Here is a 12,777-nt window from a genome sequence, read left to right on the forward strand (position 1 = left end):
CGCCCCCTTGGCCGCCCATCAGAGATGGGCGACAAGGCGTTGGGCCTAGCGCCGCGCCTGTGGCACGGCGCCGAATCTTTCAGACGCTCAGGTCGCGTCCTTGTAGGAGATTTCGCGGGTATCGGCGCCTTCGCCGACCTTGCCGCGGCGCACGATCAGCCGGTTCAGCGCGTTGATATAGGCCTTGGCCGAGGCAACCACAGTATCTGTGTTGGCCGACTGGCCGGTGGCGATATTGCCGTCTTCCTCCAGCCGGACGGAAACCGTTGCCTGTGCATCGGTGCCTTCGGTCACGGCGTGAACCTGATAAAGCTGCAGATGCGCCGAGTTCGGATAAAGCTCGCGCACCGCTTTGAAGGCGGCATCCACCGGGCCATCGCCCTGTGCAGTAGCGCTCAGATCCTTGCCGTCGATCTCCATTTCCAGCGTCGCTTCGGCTGGGCCGCCGGTGCCGCAGATCACTTTCATCGACACCAGTTGCAGATGATCGTTCTCGGCATCCTCGCCAGAACGCATGAGCGCGATGATGTCGTCGTCAAAGACTTCCTTCTTGCGGTCGGCCAGCTCCTTGAAGCGGACAAAGATATCCTTGAGCTGGTTGTCGCCGACCTCATAGCCGAGGTTATTCAGCTTGTCGCGCAGCGCAGCGCGGCCCGAGTGCTTACCAAGCGGCAGCGAGGTTCCTGAAAGACCTACGTCCTCGGGCCGCATGATCTCGAAGGTTTCTTTGTTCTTCAGCATCCCGTCCTGGTGGATGCCGCTTTCGTGGGCAAAGGCGTTCTTGCCGACAATGGCCTTGTTGAACTGCACCGGGAAGCCAGAGACGGTGGAGACCCGGCGGGAGATATGCATGATCTTGGTGGTGTCGATCTGCGTGTGCCAAGGCATGATGTCATTGCGCACCTTCAACGCCATCACCACCTCTTCGAGCGCGGTGTTGCCGGCTCGCTCGCCCAGACCGTTGATGGTGCATTCGATCTGACGCGCGCCGCCCTCGACGGCGGCCAGAGCGTTGGCCGTGGCAAGTCCCAGGTCGTTGTGGCAGTGGGTGGCAAAGATCACCTCGTCCGCGCCCGGTACGGTTTCGATCAGGCGGCGGATCAGATCAGCCGATTCCAGCGGCGCGGTATAGCCGACGGTGTCGGGGATGTTGATGGTGGTGGCGCCGGCCTTGATGGCGATCTCGATCACCCGGCAGAGATAATCCCATTCGGTGCGTGTCGCATCCATGGGTGACCATTGCACGTCATCGACGAGATTGCGCGCATGAGCCACCGTGTCGTGAATCCGCTCGGCCATCTCATCCATGGTGAGATTCGGAATGGCGCGGTGCAGGGGCGATGTCCCGATAAAGGTATGAATGCGGGGTTTCGCAGCCTTGCGCACGGCCTCGGCGCAGCGGTCAATATCCTTGAAATTGGCGCGCGCCAGACCGCAGATCACCGCGTTCTTGGAGCGTTCGGCGATCTCGCTCACCGCTTTGAAATCGCCTTCGGAGGCGATGGGGAAACCGGCCTCGATGATGTCGACGCCCATCTCGTCCAGAAGGCCCGCGATTTCCAGCTTTTCATCGTGGGTCATGGTGGCACCGGGGCTCTGCTCGCCGTCGCGCAAAGTGGTGTCGAAGATCAATACGCGATCTTTTTCAAGTGCAGTCGTCATGTCGGTAGCTTTCTTAAAACTCTGTCCTGGATCCATTCTCGTGGCGCGCAAGCCTCCTCCTCTGAGCGGGCGCGCCGAATGGCACGCTCAGAGGCGGGTTAGGATCAGTAGGTCGCGCAGAGCCGCACCGCAAATGGCGGTGGCCGGGCCGAAGATATGTGCGCGAGCTGTCATGGGGCAAACTTATACAGAGCGCGCGGCGAATGGAAAGGGTGAAAATAGCTCAGTCATATTGACCCTTTAGCGCGTGAATTCGCAGTCCCGGCGAGTGGGGTATGGTGCTGCGAAATTGATCTGCCGAAAGATCCGCCTAACTGAGCCGAAAGATCAAAGAGGCAAGCAGAGATGGCGCGACTAATTCTTGTTCTGGGGGATCAACTGAGCCTGTCGCTTTCGGCGCTGGAGGATGCGGACAAAGAGCGTGACACCATCGTCATGGCCGAGGTCGCCGAGGAAGGCACCTACGTGCGTCACCACCCCAAGAAGATCGCGCTGATTCTCGCGGCGATGCGGAAGTTTGCGGAGCAGTTGCGAGCAGAGGGCTGGACGGTTGCCTATACCCGGCTAGAGGACGCGGAAAATACCGGCTCCATCGCGGAGGAAATCCTGCGCCGGGCCGCGCAGACTGGCGCAGATGAGGTGATCGCCACAACGCCGGGGGAATGGCGGCTGATCCGGCATCTGCAGTCTCTGCCTTTGAAGGTCAGCCTCAGGCCGGATACGCGGTTCATTGCCACGCGGGCTGATTTCAACGACTGGGCCGAGGGGCGCAAGCAACTGCGCATGGAGTATTTCTATCGCAAGATGCGGCGCAAGACCGGATTGCTGATGGAGGGTGACAACCCCGCCGGGGGCAAATGGAACTACGATCAGGAGAACCGCAAGGCACCGCTCAAGGACATCAGGGCCCCGGGGCCTATGCAGTTCACCCCGGATGACGAGACAGAGGAGGTTCTGGATCTTGTCGAGCGGCACTTTGGGGACCACTTCGGTGATCTGCGCCCCTTCCATTTTGCGATCACCCGCGCCGATGCGCTCAAGGCGATGGCGCATTTCATCCGGCATGGCCTGTCGCTGTTCGGGGACTATCAGGATGCGATGATGACAGGGCAGAAATGGCTCTACCATTCGGTTCTGTCACCCTATCTGAATATCGGTCTGTTGCACCCGATGGAGGTGTGTGAGGCTGCGGAACAGGCGTGGAAGGCGGGCGATGTGCCGCTCAACGCTGCCGAAGGATTCATTCGGCAGATCCTTGGCTGGCGCGAATTCGTGCGTGGGATCTATTTCCTCGAAGGGGAGGACTATCCGCAGCGCAACGCGCTGGGCCATGATCGCGCGCTGCCGCCGCTTTACTGGGGGGCAGAGACGGAGATGCACTGCCTGTCACAGGCGGTGACGCAGACCCGGGCAGAGGCCTATGCCCATCATATTCAGCGGTTGATGGTGACGGGCAATTTCGCGCTTCTGGCCGGGGTGGATCCGCAGGAGGTGCACGAATGGTATCTGGCGGTTTATGCCGATGCTTTTGAATGGGTCGAGGCGCCCAATACCGTCGGGATGAGCCAGTTTGCCGACGGCGGTATCGTGGGTTCCAAACCCTATGTCTCCAGCGGCGCCTATATCAACCGCATGTCGGATTACTGCAAATCCTGCGCCTATTCGGTCAGCCGCAAGGTGGGGGAGGGCGCCTGTCCGTTCAATCTGCTCTACTGGCATTTCCTCAACCGCCACCGACAGCGGTTTTCGGCAAATCCGCGCATGGGCAACATGTACCGCAGCTGGGACTGGATGGATGCGGGCAAACGCGCGCAGATTCTGGAAGAGGCTGACGCCTTTCTGGCCCGGCTTGAGGCGGGCGATACGGTCTGACCCGAAGGACAGACCGCCGCTGAATCAGTTGTCGGTGCTGGCGGCGTTGTCGTCCGCAGCGGCATCCGTTTCAGTAGTTTCGGTCACCAAGGCGCCATTCTGCCAGTCGCCGTCGGTTTCCTGACCGGTGGCATAGCGCATCTTGCCGGGGCCCTGCCGCTTGCCGTTGACGAAGCTGCCTTCGTAGACATCGCCATTGGCATAGGTGGCAACACCTTCGCCGGTGATCTTGCCTTCCTGCCAGTCGCCTTCGTAGACAAAGCCGCCGGGCATCTCGATCCGGCCCTTGCCGTGGCGCTGGCTGTTGGCAAACTGGCCGGTGTAGACCGATCCGTCCGCATAGGTGACCTTGGCCTGACCGTGACGCTGCCCGTCCTGCCATTCACCTTCATAGCGGTATCCGCTGGCATAGGTCATCACGCCCTGACCGTGGTTGCGGGCGTTCTTGAAACCGCCGGTGTAGGTCACGCCGTTGGGATAGGTGGCGGTGCCGGTGCCTTCGATGACACCGGCGATCCAGTCGCCTTCATAGGTCGAGCCATCGGGATAGGTGATCTTACCTGTGCCATCAGCCAGATCATCTCGGAATTCCCCCACGTAGACCGAGCCGTCAGGATAGGTCACCTTGCCCGTGCCCTCGATCTGGCCCGCCAGCCATTCGCCCTCGTAAACATAGCCATCGGTCTTGGTGAAGGTGCCGGTGCCGTGGCGCAGGTCATCCTGAAATTCGCCGACATAGACGTCACCATTGGCATGGGTCTGTTTGCCAATACCCTGCCTGCGGCCGTTTTCCAGCGGACCTTCGTAGACGTCGCCGTTGGGCTGGGTCAGCTTGCCGGTACCGTGCATCTGGTTGCTGGCCCATTCGCCTTCGTAGATCAGCCCGTCGGGCATGGTCAGCGTGCCGGTGCCATGCAGCAGACCATCGGCGATTCCACCTTCGTAGGTTGCGCCATCGGGGTAGACGATCTTGCCTTCGCCTTCCTTGCGGCCCTCGACCCAGTCGCCAGCGTATTCATAACCGCCGGGGTTGCGCATGACGCCTTTGCCGTGGTGCTGGCCGTTGACAAAGCTGCCTTCGTACCGCGCTCCATTGGCGTAGACAGCGATGCCCTGACCACTGATCAGACCATCGGTCCATTCGCCTTCATAGGTGCCGCCATCGGCAAAGGTGATCTTGCCGAGCCCCTCGGGTTTGCCCTTGGCGAACTCGCCTTCGTAGACGGCGCCATTTGGATAGCGCGCCACGCCCTGACCGCGGATTTCGCCATCGACCCAGTTGCCGGAATACTCATAACCATTGGGAAGCCGGTAGGTGCCGGTGCCATGCTGCAGGCCGCCGCGAAAGGTGCCTTCGTATTCGCCGCCGATTTCATCCTGCGTGGTGAGGACCTGACCGTCCTGCGCCTGCAGGGGAGAGGCCAGCGCCATAGCTGCTGAAATCACGAATACGGAGCCGAAACGGGTCATGAAACTTCTGCCTGCCCTTTAGTTCTGCGCCGGACCAATGGGCCGGGCGCGGTGCCAGTCTGCGGATGGAACACCGCCTGATGTTGCATCTCAGCTGCGAAACTATGCGACAGGGCGGCCTGTCGCAATGTCTTTTGCGGCCTGCACTCTTTCCCTTGGCCGGGGATCTGGTAAACGGCTGAGAAGAAGTTTTGCGAAGGGCACGACCACCATGGCAGACCGTTTCCGTATCTCTCTGGCGCAGCTGAACCCGACGGTCGGCGATATTGCGGGCAATGCGGCCAAGGCCCACGCGGTCTGGGAGGAAGGTCGCAAGGCCGGTGCGCAGCTTGTGGCGCTGCCCGAAATGTTCCTGACCGGCTATAACACCCAGGATCTGGTGATGAAGCCGGTGTTCCACCGCGCCGCCATGGCGGCTGCCGAACAGCTTGCGCAGGATTGTGCCGACGGGCCCGCGCTGGCCATCGGCGCGCCCTGGGCCGAGGGTGGCAAGCTCTATAATGCCTATCTGATCCTCAAGGACGGGCGGATCGCATCGCGCATCCTGAAACACCACCTGCCCAATGAAACCGTCTTTGACGAGGTTCGCGTCTTTGATGCCGGGCCGCTGGGTGGGCCTTATGCGATTGGCGATACCCGCATCGGCAGCCCGATCTGCGAGGATGGCTGGCACGAAGACGTGGCCGAGACGCTTGCAGAGACCGGCGCCGAGTTCCTGCTGATCCCGAACGGTTCGCCCTATTTCCGCGGCAAGATGGAGGTGCGCTATAACATGATGGTGGCGCGCTGCATCGAAACCCATCTGCCGGTCATCTACCTCAATATGGTTGGCGGGCAGGACGATCAGATCTTTGACGGTGGCAGTTTCGTGCTGAACCCTGGCGGGGCGCTGGCGCTGCAGATGCCGCTTTATGACGAGGCGGTGACCCAGCTGGATCTTGAACGCACCGACGAAGGCTGGCGCGCGGTCGAGGGCGAGAAGGCGCATTTCCCCGATGAATGGGAGCAGGACTACCGCGCCATGGTCGAATCCCTGCGCGATTACATGGCCAAGACCGGGTTCAAAAAGGCGCTTCTGGGTCTGTCCGGTGGGGTGGATTCGGCCATTGTTGCCGCCATTGCCGTCGATGCCATCGGGGCTGAAAATGTGCGCTGCGTGATGCTGCCCTCGGAATATACCAGCGCGGAATCCCTGGAAGATGCCGAAGCCGTCGCCAAGGCGCTGGGCGTGCATTACGACTATGTGCCGATCAGCGAAGGGCGGGCAGCCATCACCAACACGCTGGCGCCGCTGTTCGAAGGGCGCGATGCCGACATCACCGAGGAGAACATCCAGTCCCGCCTACGCGGTCTTCTGCTGATGGCCATGTCGAACAAGTTTGGTGAGATGTTGCTGACCACCGGCAACAAGTCCGAGGTCGCGGTGGGGTATGCGACGATCTATGGCGACATGAACGGCGGCTACAATCCGATCAAGGATCTCTACAAAACCCGCGTCTTTGAAACCTGCCGCTGGCGCAACGCCAATCACCGGCCCTGGATGATGGGCCCGGCGGGCGAGGTGATCCGCCCCAATGTCATCGACAAGCCCCCCAGCGCCGAACTGCGCGAGGATCAGAAAGACAGCGACAGCCTGCCCGATTATCCCGAGCTGGATGCGCTGCTCACGATCCTGGTGGACGAGGAAGGTTCGCTTGCCGATTGCGTCGCTGCCGGGTTTGACCGCGATGTGGCGAAACGGGTGGAACACCTGATTTATATCAGTGAATACAAGCGCTTCCAGTCTGCGCCAGGCACCCGTCTGACGCCGCGGGCCTTCTGGCTGGACCGGCGTTACCCGATTGCAAACCGCTGGCGCGATCCGGGCTGAACCGGCGTATTTGCCAGCAAGAGTGCGCGTCCGGGGGCAGGAAAACCATACCCCCGCGTGCCTGGGCTGACGCGAAAAAGCCACAGCTTGCACGGGGTGGATGAAAGAGCGCTCTTGCCCCATGGACCAGGGGCGCGGGGCACGGCATAGACCTCTTATGCCTGGACCTAAGCTGCCACATTTCCAAGCTGATCTTGCCCTGCCCAAACGTGTCGATGCAGTTGTCATCGGCGGGGGAATCATCGGCTCTACGACCGCTCTCGAATTGGCCGAGCGGGGATATTCCGTTCTTCTTTGTGAAAAGGGCCAGATTGGCGCCGAGCAAAGCTCGCGCAACTGGGGCTGGGTGCGCATCTCGCAGCGCGATCCACGCGAATTGCCCCTGATGGCCAAGGCGATGGAGATCTGGCCCGGGCTGGAGGCTCACACCGGACATCCCACCGGCTATACCCGATCCGGTATTCTGTTCACCGCCGAACGGGCGCGGGCCGAGGCTGAACTGGCGGCCTGGGCAGAGCATCTGACCCCCTATGACATTCCGGCACAGATGGTGCGTGGAGAGCAACTGGCGGAGCTGATGCCGGGACACCAAACCGGCACCATCGCGGCGCTGCATACGCCCGAAGACGGCCGGGCCGAGCCGCAACTGGCCACCCATGCTATTGCCAGCGCCGCGCGGGCAGCCGGGGCCAAGGTGATGACCGAATGCGCTGTGCGCAGCGTCGAAACCGAGGCTGGACGTGTCAGCGGCGTGATGACCGAACGCGGCCGTGTCGGCTGTTCGGCCGTGGTGGTTGCGGGCGGCGCCTGGTCGCGGCTGTTCCTTGGCAATGCGGGCGTGGCGCTGCCGCAGCTCAAAGTTCTGAATTCGGTGCTTAGAACCTCGGCGGTGCAGGGCGGTCCCGAGGCCGCTATGTGGGCCGCTGGATTTGCCATGCGCAAGCGCGCCGACGGTGGCTATTCTATCGCGGATGGCACCGAGAATGTTGTCGATATCGTGCCGGACAGCCTGCGGCTGGCGCTGAAGTTTTTCCCGGCCTTCTTGGAGGAGTGGCGATCCCTTCGGTTCCGCCTGTCCGACCGTTGGCGGATCGAGGCGGGGCAGGACCGGCGCTGGGCACCGGATCAGCGCACGCCGTTCGAAACCTGCCGGGTGCTGGATCCTGCGCCCTCGCAGAAGGCGATCCGCAACAGCTGGGCCGCGGCGCAAAAGGCCTTTCCTATCCTGCAGTCTGCTGATGTGGTGCAAAGCTGGGGCGGCATGATTGACGTGACCCCGGATGCCATTCCGGTAATTTCGCAGGTGGACGATCTGCCGGGGCTGTTCGTCTCGACCGGTTATTCCGGCCATGGGTTTGGCATTGGCCCTGCTGCTGGACGGCTGACCGCAGATCTGGTGACCGGTGATGCGCCCATCGTGGACCCGCGCGCCTTTGCGCTGAGCCGGTTCACGAAAAAGGCGCGGACAGCCGTGCCCGCGCCCGAGGTTATTGGCACCGCCCGCTAGGGCGCGCGGCGCATGCCTCAGCCCATCATCTGATAGCTGACCGGCACAAAACGGAATCCCTCGCCACGGGTTTCGACAAAACCCGCTGCCGGGAAGGGCATGTGATAGCCGATCATTGGCGTGCGCGTGGCGGACAGCATATCCAGAATACGGCGGCGCGATGCCGTGGCAGCAGCCTTGTCCATGTCAAAGCGGACCTCCCATTCCGGGTGGGCGAAGGACCAGACATAGTGGTTGGCCAGATCCGCTGTCAGCAGCAGCTGCTGATCGCCGCTGTCCAGCATATAGGTCATGTGACCGGGGGTATGGCCAAAGGCGGCCATCGCCGTGATACCAGAGGCTACTTCGCCGCCGTCCTCGACAAAGGTCATCTTTTCGGCCATCGGGGTCACCTTTTTGGAAACCAGATCGGCAACGCGGTTTTCCGCATCCATCTTGGCCCAGAAATCATACTCGGTGCGCCCCGTCACATAGCGCGCATTGGCAAAGGTCGCGGCGCCGCTGGTGGTCATGCCGCCGATGTGGTCGGGGTGCATATGGGTGATGACGACCACATCGATCTGATCCGGGGTGACGCCTGCCTCTGCCAGGGCTTTCTGGATGCCGCCCTGACCAAGCCCGGTGTCGAAGAGGATCTTCTCTTTGCCGGTATCGACAAGCGTGGGCGTGAAGAAGAACTGCGCCATTTCGGCGGGGATAAAGTTCTGGGCCGAGACTTCGGCGAATTCCTCGTCCGTTGCACCGCCGCCGAAAATTGCCTTGGCGCCGTCGCGGGGCAGGCTGCCGTCCAGCAGGGTCGTCACGGTGAAAGCACCGAGCTTGAAACTGCGAGCGTGGGTGGCCGGTGCCATGGCCGCGTGGCCCTCTGCCAAGGCGGGCGTGACGGTCGCGGCCAGGGGAAGGGCGGTTGCGCCGGTCAGCACGCTGCGGCGGGACATCTTTACGGTCATATTCTGGTCTCCTCTGTGTTGGTTGGCACTTGTTATGCGGTCTTTGGGATCGAGATAGGGCTTTTTGGCGGGGGACAAGGTACGCGCAGCGCGAGGTCACGGGATCGTGTCGCTTTACGAGGGGGCAGCGGGTAAATCTCCTCTGGGCCCCAGCAAAGACACCAAACCGAAAGGAGAGGGCGCTATGGGTGCCAAAACTGGACAAAACCCGTTCCATGTGAGATGGGGCACAGCAACAGGAGACCATTCATGACCACCACCCGTTTTGCTCCGTCGCCCACCGGCTATATCCATGTGGGCAACCTGCGCACCGCGCTGATGAATTACCTGATCGCCCGCAAGGCTGGCGGCACGTTCATCCTGCGCATCGACGACACCGACCCCGAGCGGTCGAAGGAAGAATATGTCGATGCGATCAAGCAGGATCTGGAGTGGCTGGGTCTTGGCTGGGACCGGATCGAACGCCAGTCCGAACGGCTGGACCGCTATCACGCGGCCGCGGACAAGCTGCGCGAGATGGGTCGGTTCTACGAGGCCTTCGAGACGCCGACCGAACTGGATCTGAAGCGCAAGAAGCAGCTGAACATGGGCAAGCCGCCGGTCTATGACCGCGCTGCGCTGGATCTGTCCGAGGATGAAAAAGCCGCCCTGCGCGCCGAGCGCGGCGATGGTGTGTGGCGGTTCAAGCTGGACCACCAGCGCATCGAATGGAACGATGGTATCCTTGGCGATATTTCAATCGACGCGGCCTCGGTTTCGGATCCGGTTTTGATCCGTGGTGACGGGCAGTTCCTGTATACGCTGGCCTCGGTTGTGGATGACACGGAATTCGGCGTCACCCACGTGGTGCGCGGATCGGATCACGTGACCAATACCGCGACCCAGATCCAGATCATCGAGGCACTGGGTGGCAAGGTCCCGGAATTTGCCCATCACTCGCTGCTGACCGGCCCGCAGGGTGAGGCGCTGTCCAAACGTCTTGGCACGCTGGCGCTGCGCGATCTGCGCGAACAGGGCGTGCAGCCGATGGCGCTGCTGAGCCTGATGGCGCGGCTTGGCTCCTCTGACCCGGTGGAGCTGCGCAGTGAGATGGCCGAGCTGATCGACGGCTTCGATATCAACCGCTTTGGCGCCGCGCCGACGAAATTCGACGTTGAAGATCTGTTCCCGCTCACCGGTCGCTATCTGCAGAGCCTGCCGCTGGAAGCCGTCCAGGAACAGGTCGAGGCACTGGGTGTTCCGGCGGAAAAACAGGCCGCCTTCTGGGACATGGCCAAGGAAAACATCACCACGCTGAAAGACCTTGAAGGCTGGTGGACGCTGTGCCGTGACGGGGCCGATCCGCTGATCGCCGATGAAGACAAGGAGTTCATTGCCGAGGCGATGGCGCTGCTGCCTGATGGCCCGTATGACGCGACCACTTGGGGCAGCTGGACCGCTGCGGTGAAAGAGGCGACCGGCCGCAAGGGCAAATCCCTGTTCATGCCGCTGCGCCACGCCGTAACCGGTATGCAGCGCGGCCCCGACATGAGCGCCCTTCTGGCGCTGATGGAGAAGGTCCGCGCCAAGGGCTGAGAGGCCGGGGTGCGACCTGCGCCTGATTGACCAGATAAAAAAGACGGTCCGGTTTCCGGGCCGTCTTTTTCTTTGAAGGCCAGTCGTTCCAGCAGATCTAGGGCGCTACTTTCAGCTCTTTGCCCATGTCGGTAGCGGAATTCGCCAGCTGCTTGTTCGGATGCGAGGAGAGGGCCGTCAGCGCCTGATGCATCCACTTCATCACGAAAGGGTCCTCTTTGCCGCAATGGGCAATCGGGGCAAAGCTGCTGTCCAGCAACAGCTTGGGCGACACCGGCACCATGCTGACATGTTCAAACATGCAGTCCGCCTCGGTCGGATCTCCGGGCACGGTTTCCCACAGCAGGCGTTCCAGTCGCCCCATCACCTCGACCGCGGTGCCAGGGTCGTTGACCCCGGGCGACAGGGCCTTTTGTGCCGTCTCAGCCAGCAATGTCAGGCCGAAAACCGGATCCTGATCGAAACTGCGCACATCGCCGATTTCAATGGCCTTTGCGGCTTCCTTGCAGAGGTTTTCATCGCCGCTTTCTGCCCAGGCGACAGGGCGGCCGCGCAGGACAAAATCGCCCGGGGCGCGGTGCATGGTGATATGCGCGCCTGCCTCGGCGGCGATCTCGTTCAGGCGGGCCATATCGGCAAAACGCACGAAACCACTGCGCCGGGCCGGAATGGGCAGGGCGTCCTCCGGCTGTTCATCGCTGTCAGCGGGTTTGCCCCCCAGGCAAGGGCGTTTTGCCAGCTGTTTCAGGCTGGTACGGCTACGGGTTTCGATGAGACGCAGGGTGTGGTCCATGCTGCCAAGCCCTGAAAGGTGGTCGATCCACCGCAGGATGGCGATGACGATCAGTGCCACGACGAAGATGGTCATGGCAAAGACGACAATGGCGGATTCAGGTGCATAGACCTTGGCCCGGAACAGGATGATCGCGCACAGCGAATAGACAAACCCGCCGACAAAGGTCGCCAGCACGCTTTGCGTGACGGTGTCTTCCAGCAGCAGCCGGTAGACGCGTGGCGTCGACATCGAAGAGGCGGTCCGGTAGGCGCTGACCATGACGTTGAGCGAGAATGTCGTCACCGCCAGCATGCCGGAGGCGAGAATGGTCAGGATGGGCAGGACGGCATCGCGGCTGAAACGGTTGCTCAGATCCTCTGGCAGCATCGGGGTCAGAAACGGCGCCAGCGCCAGTGCCAGAACGGAGCAGAGCGAAATCAGAACCACCCTCAGCCACAGCTGGCGGGTCAGCCGCTGGAAATAGAGCAGCGTTTTCGAGATCATGACGCCGGGCGCAGTTTGCGGGCACCGGTCGTTGCGATCAGATCGTCAAACAGGCTGCGCTCCTGCACGGTGGTGGGCTGGTGGCGGGGGTAACGCGGCGCGTCGCGGTCATCCAGAATGGGTGCGTCCCAGCCATCCGTGGTCGCGACAAAGTCGGTCACACCTTCGCGGCCAAAGACCTGCAAATACCCCTGCAGCACCACGTCCAGATAGCTCAGCAGGATCGGATGGCGGTTCGATCCCGGTGCCTGACGCTCTGCCGGAACCGCATAGACCGAAATCTCGGGCGCCCCGGGCAAGTCGTGACCGACCGCTTGCGAGGCGAGCACCCGGTCATAGGCGTATTCCCGTTCATCCAGCGCTGCCCAATCCGCACCGGGAACGGCGGCGATCAGTCCCTCGATGGTATCGCCCGGCGCCGGTTTGGCGGTCAGAAAGGCCACGTCGCGCAGATCGGTATGTGCCCAGGTGCGGCGCCAGCCACTCAGCCGGGCAGGGCGCGGATCGCTGTAATCGTGGGTCGCCGTGTTCACGAGGCTGCCATATCCGAAGAAATACGGAGCGGTCTGGGTCATCTCGGGTCCTCCTTGCC

General features: G+C 62.1%; 9 protein-coding genes. 4 read left to right on the forward strand and 5 right to left on the reverse strand.

The genetic code is table 11. The features are described 5' to 3' along the window. Window positions 1–87 precede the first annotated feature (87 nt). Window positions 88–1,662 (reverse strand): 2-isopropylmalate synthase, encoded by a 1,575-nt coding sequence (locus AAFO90_RS02870; protein ID WP_347508437.1) that lies wholly within the window; start codon window positions 1,660–1,662, stop codon window positions 88–90. Window positions 1,663–2,007: 345 nt separating this feature from the next. On the opposite strand from AAFO90_RS02870, the gene AAFO90_RS02875 reads away from it, so the two are divergent. Next, window positions 2,008–3,534, forward strand: coding sequence for a cryptochrome/photolyase family protein (locus AAFO90_RS02875; RefSeq protein WP_347508438.1), 1,527 nt, complete (start codon window positions 2,008–2,010; stop codon window positions 3,532–3,534). 24 nt (window positions 3,535–3,558) lie between these two features. Here the strand turns inward: AAFO90_RS02875 and AAFO90_RS02880 are convergent, their stop codons facing one another. Beyond that, window positions 3,559–5,004 carry a 2-isopropylmalate synthase gene (locus tag AAFO90_RS02880; RefSeq protein ID WP_347508439.1) on the reverse strand — a complete coding sequence of 482 codons (1,446 nt, stop codon included), beginning with the start codon at window positions 5,002–5,004 and terminating at the stop codon, window positions 3,559–3,561. 211 nt (window positions 5,005–5,215) lie between these two features. Between AAFO90_RS02880 and AAFO90_RS02885 the strand changes: the two genes are divergently transcribed. After that, window positions 5,216–6,874 carry an NAD+ synthase gene (locus AAFO90_RS02885; RefSeq protein ID WP_347508440.1) on the forward strand — a complete coding sequence of 553 codons (1,659 nt, stop codon included), beginning with the start codon at window positions 5,216–5,218 and terminating at the stop codon, window positions 6,872–6,874. Window positions 6,875–7,031: 157 nt separating this feature from the next. Next, window positions 7,032–8,381, forward strand: a complete 1,350-nt coding sequence (locus AAFO90_RS02890) for an FAD-binding oxidoreductase (protein ID WP_347508441.1) — start codon at window positions 7,032–7,034, stop codon at window positions 8,379–8,381. A gap of 17 nt (window positions 8,382–8,398) precedes the next feature. On the opposite strand, the gene AAFO90_RS02895 is transcribed toward AAFO90_RS02890, so the two are convergent. After that, complete coding sequence (locus AAFO90_RS02895) at window positions 8,399–9,331, reverse strand: MBL fold metallo-hydrolase (RefSeq protein ID WP_347508442.1); 933 nt, start codon at window positions 9,329–9,331, stop codon at window positions 8,399–8,401. 249 nt (window positions 9,332–9,580) lie between these two features. Between AAFO90_RS02895 and gltX the strand changes: the two genes are divergently transcribed. Then, on the forward strand, window positions 9,581–10,906 hold the full coding sequence (gltX, locus tag AAFO90_RS02900) for a glutamate--tRNA ligase (protein WP_347508443.1): 1,326 nt from the start codon (window positions 9,581–9,583) through the stop codon (window positions 10,904–10,906). A gap of 97 nt (window positions 10,907–11,003) precedes the next feature. Here gltX and AAFO90_RS02905 read toward each other — a convergent pair whose 3' ends face one another. Continuing rightward, complete coding sequence (locus tag AAFO90_RS02905) at window positions 11,004–12,185, reverse strand: DUF2254 domain-containing protein (RefSeq protein ID WP_347508444.1); 1,182 nt, start codon at window positions 12,183–12,185, stop codon at window positions 11,004–11,006. Then, the gene (locus tag AAFO90_RS02910) at window positions 12,182–12,760 is read right to left on the reverse strand and encodes a gamma-glutamylcyclotransferase family protein (RefSeq protein ID WP_347508445.1); all 579 of its coding nucleotides are present in this window, start codon (window positions 12,758–12,760) and stop codon (window positions 12,182–12,184) included. Before AAFO90_RS02910 ends, AAFO90_RS02905 begins: the two co-directional genes overlap by 4 nt. Between the last annotated feature and the right edge of the window lie 17 nt (window positions 12,761–12,777).

Origin of the sequence: Phaeobacter sp. CAU 1743, from assembly GCF_039839315.1 — a bacterium.
Taxonomy (GTDB): Bacteria; Pseudomonadota; Alphaproteobacteria; order Rhodobacterales; family Rhodobacteraceae; genus Phycobacter; species Phycobacter gallaeciensis_A.